Annotated in this window: 17 protein-coding genes and 3 tRNA genes; 7 read left to right on the top strand and 13 right to left on the bottom strand. The window is 63.2% G+C overall.

Annotated elements, in window-relative coordinates; genetic code table 11:
* Nucleotide 1 precedes the first annotated feature (1 nt).
* From bla to CH291_RS11325, 3 genes are all read right to left on the bottom strand, one after another.
* Nucleotides 2–940: a class A beta-lactamase gene (gene bla, locus CH291_RS11335; protein WP_094687510.1), complete on the bottom strand. Its 939-nt coding sequence runs from the start codon at nucleotides 938–940 to the stop codon at nucleotides 2–4.
* A gap of 194 nt (nucleotides 941–1,134) precedes the next feature.
* Nucleotides 1,135–2,814 (bottom strand): BCCT family transporter, encoded by a 1,680-nt coding sequence (locus tag CH291_RS11330; RefSeq protein ID WP_256980814.1) that lies wholly within the window; start codon nucleotides 2,812–2,814, stop codon nucleotides 1,135–1,137.
* 179 nt (nucleotides 2,815–2,993) lie between these two features.
* On the bottom strand, nucleotides 2,994–3,788 hold the full coding sequence (locus tag CH291_RS11325) for an endonuclease/exonuclease/phosphatase family protein (protein WP_094687718.1): 795 nt from the start codon (nucleotides 3,786–3,788) through the stop codon (nucleotides 2,994–2,996).
* Between the two features lie 200 nt (nucleotides 3,789–3,988).
* Between CH291_RS11325 and CH291_RS11320 the strand changes: the two genes are divergently transcribed.
* A complete protein-coding gene (locus CH291_RS11320) occupies nucleotides 3,989–4,639 on the top strand; it encodes a LysE family translocator (protein WP_179276519.1) in 651 nt (216 codons plus the stop codon).
* A gap of 262 nt (nucleotides 4,640–4,901) precedes the next feature.
* Here CH291_RS11320 and CH291_RS11315 read toward each other — a convergent pair whose 3' ends face one another.
* The 4 genes from CH291_RS11315 to CH291_RS11300 all read right to left on the bottom strand — a co-directional run bounded on the left by CH291_RS11315 (nucleotide 4,902) and on the right by CH291_RS11300 (nucleotide 6,832).
* A complete protein-coding gene (locus CH291_RS11315; protein WP_094687507.1) occupies nucleotides 4,902–5,594 on the bottom strand; it encodes a hypothetical protein in 693 nt (230 codons plus the stop codon).
* 137 nt (nucleotides 5,595–5,731) lie between these two features.
* Nucleotides 5,732–5,804 (bottom strand) — tRNA-Arg (locus CH291_RS11310).
* A gap of 50 nt (nucleotides 5,805–5,854) precedes the next feature.
* Nucleotides 5,855–5,944: transfer RNA gene (locus CH291_RS11305), tRNA-Ser, on the bottom strand.
* A gap of 123 nt (nucleotides 5,945–6,067) precedes the next feature.
* On the bottom strand, nucleotides 6,068–6,832 hold the full coding sequence (locus tag CH291_RS11300) for a dienelactone hydrolase family protein (protein ID WP_068054886.1): 765 nt from the start codon (nucleotides 6,830–6,832) through the stop codon (nucleotides 6,068–6,070).
* 93 nt (nucleotides 6,833–6,925) lie between these two features.
* Here CH291_RS11300 and hisC point away from each other — a divergent pair, with 93 nt between their 5' ends.
* On the top strand, nucleotides 6,926–7,978 hold the full coding sequence (hisC, locus tag CH291_RS11295) for a histidinol-phosphate transaminase (RefSeq protein ID WP_094687717.1): 1,053 nt from the start codon (nucleotides 6,926–6,928) through the stop codon (nucleotides 7,976–7,978).
* On the opposite strand, the gene CH291_RS11290 is transcribed toward hisC, so the two are convergent.
* Complete coding sequence (locus CH291_RS11290) at nucleotides 7,967–9,013, bottom strand: alpha/beta hydrolase (RefSeq protein ID WP_094638980.1); 1,047 nt, start codon at nucleotides 9,011–9,013, stop codon at nucleotides 7,967–7,969. The genes hisC and CH291_RS11290 overlap by 12 nt on opposite strands.
* A 289-nt stretch (nucleotides 9,014–9,302) precedes the next feature.
* Nucleotides 9,303–9,506: a DUF3072 domain-containing protein gene (locus CH291_RS11285; RefSeq protein WP_032395510.1), complete on the bottom strand. Its 204-nt coding sequence runs from the start codon at nucleotides 9,504–9,506 to the stop codon at nucleotides 9,303–9,305.
* Between the two features lie 141 nt (nucleotides 9,507–9,647).
* Here CH291_RS11285 and CH291_RS11280 point away from each other — a divergent pair, with 141 nt between their 5' ends.
* The gene (locus CH291_RS11280) at nucleotides 9,648–9,971 is read left to right on the top strand and encodes an excalibur calcium-binding domain-containing protein (RefSeq protein WP_094638902.1); all 324 of its coding nucleotides are present in this window, start codon (nucleotides 9,648–9,650) and stop codon (nucleotides 9,969–9,971) included.
* A gap of 78 nt (nucleotides 9,972–10,049) precedes the next feature.
* The gene (locus tag CH291_RS11275; RefSeq protein WP_179276518.1) at nucleotides 10,050–10,973 is read left to right on the top strand and encodes a pseudouridine synthase; all 924 of its coding nucleotides are present in this window, start codon (nucleotides 10,050–10,052) and stop codon (nucleotides 10,971–10,973) included.
* Nucleotides 10,974–10,990: 17 nt separating this feature from the next.
* Here CH291_RS11275 and CH291_RS11270 read toward each other — a convergent pair whose 3' ends face one another.
* The 3 genes from CH291_RS11270 to CH291_RS11260 all read right to left on the bottom strand — a co-directional run bounded on the left by CH291_RS11270 (nucleotide 10,991) and on the right by CH291_RS11260 (nucleotide 12,773).
* Complete coding sequence (locus CH291_RS11270; RefSeq protein ID WP_094687505.1) at nucleotides 10,991–11,803, bottom strand: formate/nitrite transporter family protein; 813 nt, start codon at nucleotides 11,801–11,803, stop codon at nucleotides 10,991–10,993.
* 308 nt (nucleotides 11,804–12,111) lie between these two features.
* Nucleotides 12,112–12,201, bottom strand: a tRNA-Ser gene (locus CH291_RS11265).
* Nucleotides 12,202–12,260: 59 nt separating this feature from the next.
* On the bottom strand, nucleotides 12,261–12,773 hold the full coding sequence (locus tag CH291_RS11260) for a MarR family winged helix-turn-helix transcriptional regulator (RefSeq protein ID WP_373455125.1): 513 nt from the start codon (nucleotides 12,771–12,773) through the stop codon (nucleotides 12,261–12,263).
* A gap of 77 nt (nucleotides 12,774–12,850) precedes the next feature.
* Here CH291_RS11260 and mgrA point away from each other — a divergent pair, with 77 nt between their 5' ends.
* Both mgrA and CH291_RS11250 read left to right on the top strand, forming a co-directional pair.
* Nucleotides 12,851–13,885: an L-glyceraldehyde 3-phosphate reductase gene (mgrA, locus tag CH291_RS11255; protein ID WP_094687504.1), complete on the top strand. Its 1,035-nt coding sequence runs from the start codon at nucleotides 12,851–12,853 to the stop codon at nucleotides 13,883–13,885.
* A gap of 81 nt (nucleotides 13,886–13,966) precedes the next feature.
* Nucleotides 13,967–14,956, top strand: coding sequence for an NAD(P)H-quinone oxidoreductase (locus CH291_RS11250; protein WP_094687503.1), 990 nt, complete (start codon nucleotides 13,967–13,969; stop codon nucleotides 14,954–14,956).
* A 107-nt stretch (nucleotides 14,957–15,063) separates the two neighbouring features.
* Here the strand turns inward: CH291_RS11250 and CH291_RS11245 are convergent, their stop codons facing one another.
* A complete protein-coding gene (locus CH291_RS11245) occupies nucleotides 15,064–16,269 on the bottom strand; it encodes a cysteine desulfurase-like protein (protein ID WP_068054866.1) in 1,206 nt (401 codons plus the stop codon).
* Nucleotides 16,270–16,444: 175 nt separating this feature from the next.
* On the opposite strand from CH291_RS11245, the gene CH291_RS11240 reads away from it, so the two are divergent.
* Nucleotides 16,445–17,041, top strand: coding sequence for a bacterial proteasome activator family protein (locus CH291_RS11240; RefSeq protein WP_094687502.1), 597 nt, complete (start codon nucleotides 16,445–16,447; stop codon nucleotides 17,039–17,041).
* Nucleotides 17,042–17,054: the final 13 nt, after the last annotated feature.

Raw genomic sequence — 17,054 nt, 5'->3', positions numbered from 1 at the left:
TTCACTGCACCTGTTCCACGGCTGCCCTGGTCGCATCGGCCACCAAGGCGTTCATCGCCGGTGAATCTTCGGTGTCCGACGTCGTAGCGCTGAGGACGACTACGAGAATTCGCTGTCCGCCCGGTCCGAGCAACAGCCCTGCATCGTTCGAGACGCCGTAACTGCCCGTACCGGTCTTGTCGGCCGAAGTCCACCCATCGGGGATGCCGGCACCGAACCGGGCGTCGGAGGTCTGGGTATCGGCCATCCAGGCCAACAGCTGTTCGCGTGAGTCCGTGGTCAGCACATCGCCGTCGAGCAAGGTTCGGTAGCCGGCGGCCATCGAGTTCGGTGTCGTGGTGTCGCGTGGATCTCCGGGGATAGCGGTGTTGAGTTCGGGCTCGGTGCGGTCGAGCCGGAACTCGGTGTCCCCCAGCGACCTCGCGAACTCGGTGAGAGCCGCCGTGCCACCGGCCTCGCGAATCAACAGATTGCCGGAGGTGTTATCGCTCTCGGTCAATGCGGCCGAAGCCAAGTCTGCGATCGTGACTACCGACCCGGGTTCCCAATCGACCGCCGACTCGGGCACCTTGTCTTCCGCGGTGATCGTTCTGGTGTCGGTCAGCTGCAGAGTGCCTGCGTCGACGGCGGCGAGAACGGCACCGACGGCATACACCTTGAACGTCGAACAGAACGCGAAACGTTCGTCGCCGCGATGATTTTCGGTGGAATCGGAGGCGAGATCGACAGCACTGACGCCGAGTCGAGCATTATCCCTGGCCTCGAAATCGAGATAGACCTGTTCGGTACTGGACTGTTCATCGACGGACTGTTCGGTGGTGGTTGCAGCGGTCTGCGGTGGTTCTGCTGTGGTCGTCGCCGAACACGCGACGCCTGTGGAGAGCGTCAAAGTCACCGCTGCGATAGCGGTGATCAGTCGGGTGGAGGTCGAGGTACGCATGGGAGTCACCCGATCACATCCGGTTGCTCTCGAGCCATGCACCCAGGGTATTTCTTACCCCGCCCGCACCCGAGCGTTCACAATCGAACACATTGCGCGACTTCCCGCGTCGTCCGCACGATCCTGAACACTCAGGCCCACGGAAGTGACGGCTCAAGTGACCTCGACCGGCCTCGAAACAGATATTCGAGCCCTCACTCCGTTCGATCGTCGGGAGACTCGACGCGGGTATCGGAATTCCGTGCCAGGCTCGACGAGCGCACTTTCTCGGACTCGGTAGCGGTCGACTCGCCGTTGTGTTCGCGGAATTCCTCCCGGGTGAGCGGTTGCACCTTCACTCGCTCGGCGCGCAGTCCCATCACCAGAGCAATGATCATCAGCGACACCAGAATGAAGATCGGTAGCCCGATCACGGTGATGACCTGTTGCAGCGCCTGCAGTCCTGCCTCACCGCCGAGCACGATCAGGGTGGCAGCCACCGCGCCTTCGGTCACGCCCCAGAACACTCGCTGCCGCACGGGGCCCGCTTCACCGTCACCTGAGCACAGCATGTCGATCACCAGCGATGCCGAGTCGGACGAGGTTGCGAAGAACAGCGCCACGACGACCACGGCGATCCCTTGAACCAGGGTCGCGGCCGGGAAGTTCTCGAAGAACGTGAACATCGCCAATGGCACGCTCTCGGACACTGCTTCCGAGATCGAACCGCCGCTGCCACCGATTCCATCGATTCTCATTGCAGACCAGCCGAATACGACGAACCACACCAGTGTGAACAGCGACGGTGCGACCAGAACTCCGGCGACGAACTGGCGGATCGTGCGGCCCCGCGAGATCCGTGCGAGGAAGACGCCCATGAACGGGGCCCAGGTGACGGTCCACGCCCAGTAGAAGACGGTCCAACCACCCTGCCATCCCCACCCGCCGCCTGAGGTGAACTCGGCCATGGCGTCGTTCCAGAAGGACAGCGGAACGATGTCCTGTGCGTAATTGCCGAAGCTCTCGAACACCTGGCGCAGCAGAAAGACGGTGTCCGACGCGATCAGGACGAAGATCATCAAACCGACCGCGACGAGGATGTTCAGGTTGGAGAGGCGACGCACGCCCTTGTCCAACCCGACGGCAATCGAAATCGTCGCAACCACAGTGAGTACGCCGATGATCAGCACCTTCGCCCACACGGCATCGGGAAGCCCGACAAGCTCACTCAGTCCGGCGTTGATCTGAGAAGTACCGAGCCCCAACGACACTGCCAGTCCGAAGATCGTGCCCAATACTGCGAATACATCGATCGTCTTGCCTATCGGACCCGAAATGCGTTCCTTCAGAATCGGATAGAACACCGACGACACGCGCATCGGCAGCTTGTACCGGTAGATGAAGAAGCCGAATGCCAACCCTGGCAACGTGAAGATCGCCCAGGTGTGCAAGCTGAGGTGATAGAGCGAGATACTCATCGCATCCTGGGATGCTTCGACACTGTAAGGCTCCACGTCGTCGAACGGCGGCGCGGAGAAGTGCGAAATCGGTTCTGCCACACCCCAGAACATCAACACAGTGCCGATTCCGCCGGCGAAGAGCATTGCGAACCACGACAGGTTCGAATACTCGGGTCTGTCGTCGTCCTCACCGAGCCGCAGATGACCGTACTTGCTGACGGCAACCCAGATCAGGAACACCAGCCACACCGTGACGCCGATGATGAAGAACCAGCCGAGATTGGTGACGATCCACTCCCTCCCGACACCGAACGCGTTTCCCACCCAGTCCTGGAAGACGAGGAACAGAACCAGCAATGTGATCGTGAGGCCGGCCGACACGAAGAAGATGTGATTGTCGGTTCTGAGGCCCAGTTTGCGAGCAAGTGTGTCCACGGTTGCCGTCACCATCCTCGACGGCACGGTTCGTCGGATTCGGTTCCTGCGCGGTCGTTGGGGCGTGCCGTCGCCGACCTTTAACAATTCTTTACTCGAGCCGGCCTGTCCACCGCTGCAGCCGAGTTGTTACCTGCCCGAGACGGGCAACGCGCCGAGCTCGAACCAGGACCCGGCCCTCAGATGTCGAGCGCAAGTGCTCGGTGATCGGACACCTCCGGCGCGGCGACGACCTCGAAGCCGCGTACCGCGAACAGCGAGGACACCAGCAGATAGCTGGCACTGCGCACTTGTTTCGTGTACCTCGACGTTCGGGTATCTGCTTCTCCCACCATGTCGGTCATCCCATGCTCGGCCAGCAGCGTGAACGTCTCGCTCGACGGCAACAGATTCAGGTCTCCGCACAGGACGATTTCGTCACTCACCGGCCGAATGTGCTCGACGATCTCCGCTAACTTCTGGGCCTGCTCGAACCTAGCGGGACTGTCGCCCTTGCCGATCGGATCTCGCAGCCCGTGCACTTGGATGACAGAGATGAACCTTTCGGCAACGCGATCTCGAACGCTGACCGTCAGGGCAGCTCGCGGTCGGTCCTCCACGTTCCACTCCGCGTGATCGACGAACCGGGAGTGAACGAACCTGGCGTCGATTCCCACGACGGGGACGTCGTCACGCACCCAGGTGGCGATGCCGAAGTCCTGCCTCAGCTCGGTGCCGTCACCGTCGGTGACAGGCCCTGCGTCGTTCGCGACGAAATGCGGCGTATATCCGGGAAGCACCGCCGACACGTCGTCGAACAGGTTCAATCGCTGCGGCAGAGTGCGCTCACCGTCCGCGAACGTCGCCCAGCCCGATCGATGCGGAGTGCGAGTGACCTCCTGAAGACAAATGACGTCGGCATCAACGGTTTTCAGCCAGGCGACGAGCTCGTCGTACATGGCACCACCCCACGCATTGATCGACACGATCTTCACGGCGTCATGATGGCAGACGAGCTCGACCTGGAACAGTCGATTTCGATGCACCAGTGACGATCCACGAAACGTCGGAGCAGCACCCGACCCGGGACCTTGCACACAGCGTCGCGATGCACGAATTCCCCTTCACCGACGCCGCCGATGCACTCTATGGTTATCCATCACCCGACCAAGGACCGACAGGAGATCGAGCACCCGTGAGTGTGCAGTGGGCCGTCTTCTTGTCGTTGGTGTTGGCCAGCTACATCTCCCCCGGGCCCGACACTGTGATGATCCTGCGTTCGAGCGTGAAAGGACGGATCGTCGCGATGGCAGCAGCCGCCGGCGCATTGTGCAGCTTGGCCGTGCATATGCTCGTCAGCGCGGTTGGCCTGTCGGCATTGATCGTCGCGCTTCCCGGCATCCTCACCGTCCTTGCAACCCTTGGGGCCGTGTATCTCGCCTACCTCGGTATTCGGGCGCTTATGGCGAGCGTCAGCACGAGGCGTTCAGTCGGGAGTTCCCTCACCGTCGGCCCCGAGTCGGTATCCGGTAGCCATGCCCGTCGACGTGCCTTCCGAAGTACCTTCGTCACCAACTTGACCAACCCGAAGGTGATCCTGTTCTTCGTCGCCGTGTTGCCGCAGTTCGTCGACGGATCGTCCTCGTGGCCTGTCGCTATGCAACTCGGAGTCCTGGGTGCCGCCGACGTCCTGGTCGGGGTTCTTTATCTGCCGATACTGGTCCTCTTCGGCGTCAGGGCTTTTCGCAACCTCGGCCCGCGAGGACTGGCCAACCTCGAACTCGGAGTAGGTGTTCTGCTGCTGATCTTCGCCGGCGCCCTTGTCGTCGACGGCGTTCTGGGTTGAGCCCGACCGGCTGACTACGCGAACGACTTGTGAGAACGTGGGGTGGTGGAACCCATGCGCCCAGTCGACTATGTGGAGCGGGGACTTTCTTCGGCCGCTCGGCGCGAGCAGCGCTTTTGGCGAGTATTTTACGTATGCCTGTTTATCTGTCAGTTCGTCGCGCTTGTCGTGTACGACATCGGGTTCTGGTGGGTAGTCCTGGCCAGTGTCACCGCATGGGGCTCTACACACTGTTCTGGGCTGTGTTCATACGTGACCGCTCTCAGGACTGGCACCCATCGCTGCGTCGGACGGTGAACGCGGCAACCAGCGCGCCGACTACGAAAACGAACGCCGTCAGCATCATGTTCGACCACAGACTGAAGCGAGAGTCGAACGTGAACTGTTGCGGTACAAGGTTCTCCACGTTGTAGAGGTTCGACACCAGGCTCGCCGCGACGGCCACGACGCCCACCCCGATCACTACGCGCGATCGCAGGGCAACACCCCAGATCAACACCGCTACCGACATCGTCAACAGCGGTAGCAGTCCACGAATGGTCAAGTTGCTCAGGAAGAACAGCAGTCCGCTCCGCACGGCAACGACCGTGGCAACACACAATCCAACACTGACCGCGAGCCACAGACGAACGTGCAATTCGGCACCTGATCTACGTTCACGCCACGTGCAAAAGAGAGCAACTGCCCCGATGCACACCGGCAGTGCGATCAGCCAGTAGAGACCCGCTGCCGGTGATGCGAGATACCCAGATCCGCCGAACCACATCGGACTCGATACCGACTCCCCGGACCCGAGCGGCTGCCGAACGTAGAACGGCAGCGCGCCGATGAACAAAGCCGAGATGAGCAACAGAGGGACGGACAACCACCCGGTAACGGCATGCGGTCGAGAATCGGCACCGACGCCGTCCAGCCGAGCCCGTTCGTTCGAGATTCTGCCCGGTCGATCGCTCACGTGAACTCCCTCGACGACGTCACCAAACCTTCCGCCTGGTTTGTTTTGGTTGTCCAGATCAGAGCTGACCACCGCACCACTCGAGGCAGCGAAAAAGCCCCGAACCGCATTGTTGCAGTTCGGGGCTCCTTCTTCTGTGCGCCCGAAGGGATTCGAACCCCTAACCTCTTGATCCGTAGTCAAGTGCTCTATCCGTTGAGCTACGGGCGCATGTTCAGTTATCTAACTGGTCCAGCTGAACAGTAACGATCTACCGTTCGTGGCGGAGGCGAGAGGATTTGAACCTCCGGTCCCGGTGAAAGGACAAGTCATTAGCAGTGACTCCCATTCGGCCGCTCTGGCACGCCTCCTAGGCTGCCGGCCCTCTCGGACCGCCGAGGAAAGAGATTACCCACAGCGGAGGCCAGAAGGCAAAACGGCTGGTCGACGCCTGTGGTTCGCGCGTCGTTCGCGTCAAAGATGCTTGTTGCTCTTCAGCGCATGAAGCTGTCGAACCAGTCGAAGATTCTCGTCTGCGCGTCCACGAGCGCGGCCGCTGCTGGGTCGCTGTGGTCGGAGCTGCCGGGTTGTTCGCGGGGATGGTCGGCGCGATGCTTCAGCCCCGAATAGCTGACGACGTTCGTGGCCACTGAAGCGCGCGTAGCGGCGTCGCGAAGGGCTTCGATGTGTTCCGGTGGGGTGTGGGGGTCGTCCTCGCCGTAGAGACCGAGCCAGGGGGCCTGCAGCTTGGGTGCGGCCTCGACCAACGCGACAGCGTCGGAGTTGAGCGGTTCGACGATGCCGGCGGCAGCGACACTGACCGCCGCCCCGACCGGACGGCTTGTGGCCACGATCAACGCTGCTGTCCCTGCGTCGTCGAACCCGATCACTCCGACACAATCGGGATAGACACCGCGCTGGACGAGCCAGTCGGAGGTGGCGTCGAAGTCCGCGAAGAGGTCGTCGCCGAAGACTTCCTTGTCGTCGCCGTGACCTCGATGGAACAGGTTCGGCGCGACGGCGAGCCAGCCTTCCAGCGCGAGTGCGCGCAGCAGGTCGAGTAGAGACTCGGGCACCTCACGTGCCTCGTGCAGCACGACGATTCCACCGCGAGGTGGACCATCGGGTTCGACAGCCGTCAACGGCACTTTCTCGCGAGGGGGTGATTCGTGCGCGGTCGTGTCCACCACGTCGTCCGCACCGACCGTGGGCGCGGAGGCGGACCGAAGAACTGCGACGTCGCTCAATATTCCCGACATACTTATCGAAGATAGGACGATCGGTCCGGTCGTGCACAGCAATATCACGGACGCGCAGAAGTCAACCCCGAACCTGGGCGCATAATGGCAGCCGTGACCGCGCGCATCCGCCCCGACCTCGACGCCATCCCCGCCTACGTTCCCGGACGCACCTTTCCGGGTGCAATCAAACTGGCGAGCAACGAAACGACGCAGGGGCCGTTGCCGAGCGTGCGCGACGCGATCGCGGAGGCCGTCGGTGGCGTCAACCGCTACCCCGACAACCGAGCGACCGCGCTCGTCGAGTCACTGGCGAAGAAGCTCGGAGTCGCCGCGGAGAACGTGGCCGTCGGCAGTGGTTCGGTGTCGCTGTGCCAGGAGGTCGTACAGATCACCTGCGGTCCCGGAGACGAAGTGCTGTTCGCCTGGCGCTCGTTCGAGGCGTACCCCATCGTCACCAGCGTCGCCGGCGCGACACCTGTGCTGGTTCCGTTGACCGCCGACCACGTGCACGACCTCGACGCGATGCTTGGCGCCATCACCGACCGCACCCGGCTGATCTTCATCTGCAACCCGAACAACCCGACCGGAACCGTCGTTCAGCGCGACAAGCTCGAGGCGTTTCTCGATGCGGTGCCGTCGAACATTCTCGTGGTCCTCGACGAGGCCTACTTCGAGTACACCCGCCCCGACGCAGGCAACCACACCGACGGAGTCGAGCTGGCACGCGGACGACGCAATGTGATCGTGCTGCGGACGTTCTCGAAGGCCTACGGACTCGCCGGCTTGCGGGTGGGCTACGCGGTGGCCGATCCCGAGGTGATCACGGCACTGTCGAAGGTGCGGATCGCCTTCGCTGTCAGCACCGTTGCCCAGCAGGCTGCGGTGGCATCGCTGGAGGCGTCAGCAGAGCTGCTGGCCCGCACCGATGCCCTCATCGCGGAACGGGATCGTGTGCGCGACGCGCTCGTTGCGGGCGGCTACGACGTCGGCGCATCGCAGTCCAACTTCGTCTGGCTGCCGCTGGCCGAACGCTCGGGTGAGTTCGCTGCCGCTGCAGCCGAACAGGGCGTCCTGCTGCGCGCCTACGGGAACGACGGAGTGCGGGTCACCATCGGCGACCCGCACGAGAACGACGCGTTTCTGAAGTTCGCTCTACAGGCCTAGCGCGCGCTCGAGCGTCGGCCAGGATTCACGCAGGTCGTCCTGCCAGTACGGCCACTGATGGATGCCGTACGGGCGGTAGACGACTGTCGCGGGGATGTCGAGCGACCTGAGTCGAGTATCGAACACCGTTGTGCAGTAGAGCGCGGCAGCCTCGAGCGGTCCACCCATCAGGGCGCTCTCGACTCCGCTGCCACCGGGGCCTAGCTCGTACGGACCGGGTAGGCCGGTACCGACGGACAGGTAGACATCCTTGCCGCGGAGCGCCTCGGCATTACGCGACGGATCGTGCTCGACCCACTTGGGATCGGTGTTCTCGCCCCACATGTTGGTTGCGTTTCCGCCGTTGGTGGCGACGGTGGCGCGCACCGCGTCCTTGAAGTTGGTCTGCGAATTGTCGTAGCAACCGCTCAGACCGGCGACGCCCGTGTAGAGGCTGGGGTGACGTGTCATCAGGTCCATCGCGGCCTGGGCCCCCATCGAGACACCCGAGATCGCGTTGGTGCCGTTACCGGAGAAGCGCGCATCGATCAGCGGCGGCAACTCCGACGTCAGGAACGTCTCCCACTTGTTCACGCCCAGCACCGGGTCCGGCACGTTCCAGTCCGTGTAGTAGCTACTCGATCCACCGACCGGGAGCACGACGTTGACCTGCTTGTCGGCGAAGAAGTCGACGATGTCGGTCTTCTGCGTCCAGGTGCTTTCCTTGTAATCGGATTCCTTGCCCGCGCTCACACCGTCGAGCATGTACAGCGTCGGACGAGACACCGCCTGCGCGGCGGGAAGAAGAACCTGGACCTGGATGGCGCGGCCCATGGCCGGCGACTCCACCCACACGGCAGCGCGGCGGTCGGTCAACATGTCCACCCGATCGATGCGCGCCGAGGGCAACGGCTGGGACTGAGCTGCGATGCCAGGAGCCGCACCGGCGCCATCGGAACTGCCGGTATCAGGGAGCGGCTGCGCCCCGGCGAGACCCGACCCCAGCAGCGACACTGCCAGAGCAGTTCCCGCTACTGCCAACACTCGACGGTGCATCAGATTGCCCATCCTCCCCCGGCGCACCCTTACCGGGGCGCAACACAAACAACATCCGTCACTCAACGTACCCACCGATATGCGCGCACGCTAAAGCTGTGGGTTCGCTCACAATAGCCGCGGATACACGGGTACAAAAGTCCACGTGATCCTTTGTTACATGTACTCGAGACATAACGGTCTACCTGGTCGGATGTCCTCGCGGACACCGCTACCGCGAGGGCACTCGATGTGACATTCGGTGGACTTTTCGGGGGTCGATGTCACATCGAGTGGACCTTTGGGAGTCTCAGCCGCGGCCGGTTTCGCCCTGCAGCTTGTCGATCATTTCCGACGCCTGCGCCTTGTTGAGACCCTCGGGAACTTCCTCGCCCGCTTCCTGCGCAAGAGTGCTCAGGTAGCTCTTCTGCGGGCCTGTCATCGGCTCGTCGCCGGTGACCCAATCGTCGGGATCCTTCTCGGGGTTCTGGTTGACCTGCTCGTTTTCGCTCATACGTTCGTAGATACGCCGAATCGATGGGTTCCAAACACATTCGCCCGTGTGCGCTCGGGCGTAGGTCACTCGAATGACTTGATTGACAGTTCAATAATCAGCCGAGGATGCTCCACATCACATCCCCTCGATTGGAGTTCCATGAAAACGAAGAACCTGCTGGTCAAGATCGGTATCAGCGGCGCGATCGCTGCGGCCGCCCTGGTCACCGCCCCGGCCGTCGCCTCGGCCGACCCGATCACCGATTTCCTCTGCAGCAGTGGTTCGGCCCAGTTCTGCCCGGTTCTCCTGCCCCCACCCCCGGCCCCACTGGCAGCTCCTGCGCCCGCACCCCGTCAGGGCGGCACATTCCAGTACGAGAACTGCGACGCGGCGCGCGACGCCGGAGCCGACCCGGTCTATCGGGACGAGTACGGCTACGGACCTCATCTCGACCGCGACAACGACGGCATCGGCTGCGAGTAGCGAACTCGCACTTGTGTAGGCAGATGGCACTGATTCGTCTGCACAAGTGCGATCTCGGCGGGCGGATACGCTCATCCGGTGAGACGACGCCAGCAACCGCCCCTGGCGAAGCGGTACGGTCTCGATCCCGCCCGAATACGAATGCCAGAGGACGGCCCCTGGCGCACTGTTCGCGAGTTTCTGACAGCGACCGAGTCACGCATTCCTCCGCACCGGATCGACGCCATGCTCGCCGCCGGTGACATCGTCGACATGGCCGGCCCCATCTCCTTCGACGCACCGTACGTTCCCGGCGAGGCGGTCTGGTTCCACCGCGACCTACCGTCGGAAACCGTTGTGCCGTTCGATATCTCGATCGTGCACCGGGACGACGCGTTGCTCGTGATCGACAAGCCCCACTTACTGTCGACCATCCCCCGCGGCGGACATATTCTGCAGACCGCGCTCGTGCGACTGCGCCTCGAACTCGAACTGCCGCAACTGGTGCCCGCTCACCGGCTCGATCGTGTGACCGCGGGCCTGGTCCTGTTCGTCGTCGATCCGACACTGCGCGGCGCGTATCAAACGCTCTTCCAGGATCGCGAGGTCCACAAGGAGTACGAGGCAATCGCGCGCTACGACCCGTCGCTCACGCTGCCGACCGTCGTTCGCAGTCGAATCGTCTCGCAGAAGGGACAATTCACCGCCCACCAGGTCGACGGAGAACCCAACGCGCACACCACCGTCGAACTCCTGGAGCATCGAGACGGACTCGGCCGCTACCGATTGACACCGTTGACCGGCCGCACCCATCAACTGCGATTGCACATGAATTCACTCGGCGTGCCCATCCTCGGCGACGACCTGTACCCGACGGCAACCGGCCGAGCCGTCGACGACTTCACCGACCCGCTCCAATTACTCGCCAGTGCACTCGAATTCACGGACCCGATCTCGAAAGCCGTGCGACGCTTCGAGACCGGATTGGGCCTGGAGCGTTGGGTATCAGATGGCAGCCCGTGACTTCCGGCTCCGCTCGGCTACTCGGGATGTCGATCACGCTCGGACTTCACGAGTTCCTTCGTGCGCACCAAGCGCAGCGCAGTAACCAACACGACGCCCCCGATGATGTTGAAGAGCACTGTGTAGCCGAACCAATCGATCCAGTCTCGGTAACTCACGTCCGCACCCGCGTGGATGGCTCCGAAGATCAGCAGGGAATCGAGAATCGAGTGGAACAACTGCAATCCGGCCAGCAGGAACCCTGCCGCCATGGCAGCAATGATCCGTGCGACATCAGAGGTTGTTCCTTGCTGCATGCGAGTCAGCAACGTCATCGTGCTGCCGCCGAGAACGGCGAGGCAGATCGATTGGAGATTCAGCGGTGCGTCGACGAAATGATGTGCCGCCTCGGACAGCACCTCGAGCCACTCCGGGAACGCGTGTGCAATCAACCACATCACGAACCAACCGCCCAGCAGATTCGCAAGCAACGTTCCGACCCACAGCCTTGCCAGCTGCAGAGGTGTTCCGTCGCGGGCAACCACCGCCGCGATCGGCATCAGGAAGTCCTCGGTGAACAGCTCACCATGCGCGAGATAGATGGCCACCAGGCCGATGCCGAACGCCAGGCCCGCCAGCAGATGACTTCCGGTCTCGTCCAGCACTGCGAGATATGCCATCACACCCAGAGCAACTTCGAGCCCGCCGAAGAATCCGGTGATCAACACTGTGCGCACGGTCCGATGCAATCGCTCGGCACCTTCGGAGACGACAGCGTCGAAACTTTCCTCGAGTTCCTCTTCCAGAGGTCCCTCGTTGTCGCCGTCGTTGCGCCGCGCTTCTTCACTCATTCGCAGGTAGTACCCACTGAGCCGGTATCGATACCTGCTCGTCGACAATCGTCGCGGTGACGCTCGGCCATTGCAGCAGCACCCAGCCTGGTCAGGCCAACCGCATCACGCTGTCCGAGACTCGAACTGTCGCAGTGCGTCTCATCGCGATGAATGGTCCCGGCAGTCAGCTCGACGGACGGTCCGACGACATACTCAGTGACGACAAAGGTCCGCAACTCCGAGGCCAACGATGCCGCTCGGCTTGCTCCGTCACGAAAGAACCCGGCCCAACCTTGCGGGTGGACCGGGTTCGAACGACGAACATGTGGCGGAAGCGGAGGGATTTGAACCCCCGGACGCTTTTACACGTCTCTCGCTTTCAAGGCGAGTGCATTGGGCCGCTCTGCCACGCTTCCGTGTGCGATCTTAAACGGCCGAGCGCACCGAGGCCCAATCGCCCCTCATCGTCCAGCCCTCATCGCCGCGGTGTCGAGCCGGACGCGTCCATCGCGGCGTCGACCTTCTCGAAGATGTCGCCCAGCACCTCGAGTTCGTGGGGCGAGAGGATGTCGACGAGGTGCTGGCGGACGCCGCGGACGTGCGTGGGTGCCGCCTCCGACAATCGCCGACGCCCTTCTTCGGTGATCACCGCCAGCACGCCTCTGCCGTCGTTGACGCAGGTACTGCGAGTCACCATGTCCTGGAGTTCCATTCGCCTGATCTGATGCGTCAGGCGACTTCTCGAGGACAGGACACCGTCGGCCAGCTCGCTCATTCTGATGGAGCCGTCGACCGATTCCGACAACATCACCAGGATGCGGTACTCGGCCATCGACAGGTCGTGGCGATCCTGCAGATCCTTGTTCAATACCCCCATCAATCGTTGCCCGCCGTCCATATAGGCGCGCCATGCTTTCATTTCCGCAGTGTCGAGCCACTGCGGGTCCCCCCCGGGACCAATGGCTAATTCGGCCGTCACGCGTGTCATCTTAGGCGGGAAATCTACCCACGAGTAGGTTGACGCGGTTCGAGGCCCCGTTCGGCACAGCGCCCTATGGTCGAGGTATGACCGATCCCTACATCGACCCGCCGTACGTTGCCGCCGACGATCGCTACGAGTCCATGCTGTTCCGCCGAGTGGGCTCACGAGGGCCCCGACTTCCGGCGGTGTCATTGGGACTGTGGCACAACTTCGGTGACGACGTACCGCTGATGAACCAGCGCGCGATCCTGCGTCGCGCATTCGATCTCGGTATCACGCACTTCGATCTGGCCAACAATTACGGCCCGCCCTACGGCAGCGCGGAGAAGAACTTCGGCCGCATCTTCTCGGAGGATTTCGCCGGATATCGCGATGAGCTGATCATTTCGAGCAAGGCCGGCTGGGACATGTGGCCCGGCCCCTACGGCTTCGGTGGCTCTCGCAAGTACCTGCTGTCCTCGCTCGAGCAGTCGTTGACGCGGATGCGACTCGACCATGTCGACATCTTCTACAGCCACCGCCCCGACCACGACACCCCGATCGAAGAAACAGCAGGCGCACTGATCAGCGCTGTGCAACAGGGCAAAGCCCTGTACGCGGGCATCAGCTCGTACAAGCCCGAGGGCACACAGAAAATGGCAGACCTGCTCGCCGAAGCGGGCGTTCCCCTGCTGATCCATCAGCCCAGCTACTCGATGGTCAATCGGTGGATCGAACCCGAACTGCTCGCTACCCTCGACGCGGTGGGCGCGGGCGTCATCGCCTTCTCGCCTCTGGCCCAGGGCATGCTCACCGACAAGTACCTCGACGGTGTGCCCTCGAATTCGCGAGCAGCGCAGGGTAAATCACTGAATCCGGACTGGCTCACCGAGGACCACATCGGACATCTCCGGGCGTTGAACGACATTGCCGCCACCCGCGGCCAATCCCTCGCACAACTCGCGCTGAGCTGGGCCCTGCGCGACCCACGCGTGACCTCGGTACTGATCGGCGCATCGAGCGTCGAACAGCTAGAGAACAACGTGGCGGCTTTGAAGAACCTGGACTTCACCGACGCCGAACTCGCCGAGATCGACACGCATGCCGAGGACTTCGGAATCAATCTCTGGGACCTGTAAAGGTGCCTGCGGCAGTGGTGCAGTTAAGCGCTCCAGAGGGCACCTGACCGCACCACTGCGCCGGAGGCGCACTATGGAGACATGCGTGCCATCACACTGAAAGAATTCGGCGATCCCGACGTCATGGAATGGACAGAGGTCCCGGACCCAAGTCCCGGCCGCGGACAGGTGATCATCGATGTCTCGGCCACCGCCGTCAACCGCGCCGACCTGATGCAGCGTCAGGGCAATTACCCACCGCCTCCGGGGGCCAGCGACATCCTCGGACTCGAGTGCTCGGGCATCATCTCCGAACTCGGTGAGGGCGTCAGCGGCTGGAACGTTGGAGACAGGGTCTGTGCACTGCTGGCCGGCGGCGGCTACGCCGAGCAGGTCGCCGTACCCGCCACCCAACTCTTCCCCATTCCGCAGGGCCTCGATCTGCATGTCGCAGCGGCACTTCCGGAAGTCGCCTCGACCGTGTGGTCCAACCTGGTGATGGACGCGCACATGCGTTCGGGGCAGGTACTGCTCGTTCACGGCGGCGGCAGCGGAATCGGTACGCACGCAATCCAACTGGCCAAGCAGATGGGCGTCACCGTCGCCGTCACCGCCGGATCCAAGTACAAGCTGGACATGTGCGCAGACCTCGGAGCCGACATCCTGATCGACTACAAGAACCAGGACTTCGTCACCGAGATCCGTTCACAGACACAGGATCACGGAGCAGACCTGATCCTGGACAACATGGGCGCGAAGTACCTCGACCGCAACCTCGACGCATTGGCAATGGACGGCACCGTCGTCACCATCGGTATGCAGGGCGGAGTGAAGGGCGAGCTGAACTTCGGCAAACTCCTCGCCAAGCGCGGCTCGGTGCATGCAGCCGGATTGCGTGGCCGACCCGAAACCGGGCCGTCGAGCAAGGCGAACATTGTCGCAGACATGACCGCGCATCTGTGGCCGATGATCTCCGAGGGCCGCGTCACCGCCGTCGTGCACGCCGAGATCCCGATAACCGAAGCGGCGCAGGGTCATCGAATGCTCGACGAGGCCGAGACCATCGGGAAAGTGATCCTGCGAATTCAGTAGCGCGCAGGTCGGCGGTCGTGAGGGGAACCTCGTAGTGGGCTACGAGGCCGGAGTGGAGCCTGCGAAACGACCCGGAGGCTCCTCGTGCACATGCGGCGCAGCCGCTCTCAGAGGGCGAGGGCGGTGAGCGCTTTGACGAGCTGATCGATCTCGTAGCGGGTGGTGTACGGAGCCAGACCGATGGTGACGGCACCACCCTCGTCGTTGACGCCCAACGCGTCGAGCAACCGACTGCCGCCGTGGACTCCGCTGACACTGCCGATTCTGGCCTGCGCGAGTTGCTCGGACACCTTCACCGCGGGCATGCCCTCGACGGTGAAGCTCAGAGTAGGAATGCGTGTCGGTGCATTGCCCAGCACCATCACGTGGTCCAGCGAACCGAGCGCCTTCATCAGGTAATCGAACAGACCGTCGTGGTAGTGCTGCAGCGATCCGATCGACAGCTCGAGGCGCTCACGACGCGTCCCGGTCGCTGCGTCGTCGAGATTGGCCAGGTAGTCGATGGACGAGACCACGCCGGCCAACAACGCGTACTGGTGACTGCTGACCTCGAGCCGCGCTGGCCCCTTGGCCGACGGATTGAGCGACATCGACGGCAACTGCTCCAGCAGCGTCGGATCGCGGAAGATCAACGCACCGACCGAAGGCCCACCCCACGCGGCGGTGTCGATCGCGACGATGTCGGCCCCGAGTTCCTTGATGTCGACGTGGGCGTAGGGGGCAGCTCCGGCCGCGTCGACCACGATCAGGCCGCCGACCTCGTGCACCAGATCGGCCGCGACTCGAACATCGGGCGCACTACCGACGATCGGCGACGCAGCAGTGACCGCGACGAGCCGAGTGGTGGAGGTGATCAGATCGTCGAACTGCCAGGTGGGCAACTCGCACGTATCGATCTCGACCTCGGCCCAGCGCACATGCGCGCCCGACCGGCTGGCCACCCGCAGCCACGGTGCGACGTTCGCTTCCTCGTCCAGACGCGAGAGCACCAGACCGGTTCCCAGGCCCAGCCGCGAACTCATCGAATCCGCGAGCCAGGACAGCAGCGTCGCGCGGTCCGGACCGATGACGACACCGGACGGATAGGCACCGACAAGATCGGCGATCGCGACGCGGGCGGATTCCAGCAGAGCCGCACTGCGCTTGGCCGAAGTGTTGCCGGCCGAATGATTGGAGGCACTGTGCCGAAATGCAGTGGACACAGCGGTCGACACGCGGTCCGGGATCAGCATCCCCAGCTGAGGGTCGAGATGAATCCACCCGTCACCGAGCGAGGGGATGGAACCTCTCACTCGCGCGACGTCGTAACCCATGCCGGACACTCTAAGCGCCGACCGGTGAAGCATGTGTTCCACGTCCTGTTTCCCCAGGGAACGGTTGCCCACCTCGCACGCTCGATCCTCCCGGCCTCCACTGTTCCCGACGACCGAACCAGGATAATCGCCCCTGACGATCGCGCAACGGCGAGCGACGCGTAAAGATGGATACATGACTCAATCCGAGCCGAACAGCGCGCCCGATGACCATGTCGTTGTGATCGGCCCCAACGGGGAACCGCTCGCCCTGAGCCGCGAGGAAGCGACGGCCGCTGCGGCCCGCGCCGCCGGATCCTCCGCGAACGACGGATCGGACGATGGATCGGGCCTGTCGGAGATGGTCGAGCAGCCCGCGAAGGTGATGCGCATCGGCACGATGATCAAGCAGCTGCTCGAGGAAGTGCGCGCCGCACCGCTCGACGACGCGAGCCGGACGCGACTGAAGGAAATCCACAAGTCGTCCATCCACGAACTCGAGCAGGGCCTCGCCCCGGAACTGCGCGACGAGCTCGAGCGCCTGGTCCTGCCCTTCGGCGACGACGTGGTCCCTACCGACGCGGAACTGCGCATTGCGCAGGCTCAGCTCGTCGGCTGGCTCGAAGGTCTGTTCCACGGCATCCAGACGGCCCTGTTCGCTCAGCAGATGGCAGCGCGGGCTCAACTCGAACAGATGCGCCAGGGCGCGTTGCCTCCCGGTGTGATGGGCGCTCCGGGTGGCGGCCAGGGTGGCGGGGGCCACCGCGGCGGCGGTACCGGCCAGTACCTGTAGCAAGCTCGGAATG

Source organism: Rhodococcus sp. 14-1411-2a (assembly GCF_002259485.1).
GTDB lineage: Bacteria > Actinomycetota > Actinomycetes > Mycobacteriales > Mycobacteriaceae > Rhodococcoides.
Note: the sequence above shows the minus strand (reverse complement) of the source record. Positions and strands in the feature narration are given on the sequence as shown.

Coding starts and splice junctions, on each gene's coding strand:
- bla (WP_094687510.1), bottom strand. CDS start 940: ATGCGTACCTCGACCTCCACCCGACTGATCACCGCTATCGCAGCGGTG.
- CH291_RS11300 (WP_068054886.1), bottom strand. CDS start 6,832: ATGTCGGGAATATTGAGCGACGTCGCAGTTCTTCGGTCCGCCTCCGCG.
- CH291_RS11290 (WP_094638980.1), bottom strand. CDS start 9,013: ATGCACCGTCGAGTGTTGGCAGTAGCGGGAACTGCTCTGGCAGTGTCG.
- CH291_RS11285 (WP_032395510.1), bottom strand. CDS start 9,506: ATGAGCGAAAACGAGCAGGTCAACCAGAACCCCGAGAAGGATCCCGAC.
- CH291_RS11280 (WP_094638902.1), top strand. CDS start 9,648: ATGAAAACGAAGAACCTGCTGGTCAAGATCGGTATCAGCGGCGCGATC.
- CH291_RS11270 (WP_094687505.1), bottom strand. CDS start 11,803: ATGAGTGAAGAAGCGCGGCGCAACGACGGCGACAACGAGGGACCTCTG.
- CH291_RS11260 (WP_373455125.1), bottom strand. CDS start 12,773: ATGACACGCGTGACGGCCGAATTAGCCATTGGTCCCGGGGGGGACCCG.
- mgrA (WP_094687504.1), top strand. CDS start 12,851: ATGACCGATCCCTACATCGACCCGCCGTACGTTGCCGCCGACGATCGC.
- CH291_RS11250 (WP_094687503.1), top strand. CDS start 13,967: ATGCGTGCCATCACACTGAAAGAATTCGGCGATCCCGACGTCATGGAA.
- CH291_RS11245 (WP_068054866.1), bottom strand. CDS start 16,269: ATGGGTTACGACGTCGCGCGAGTGAGAGGTTCCATCCCCTCGCTCGGT.
- CH291_RS11240 (WP_094687502.1), top strand. CDS start 16,445: ATGACTCAATCCGAGCCGAACAGCGCGCCCGATGACCATGTCGTTGTG.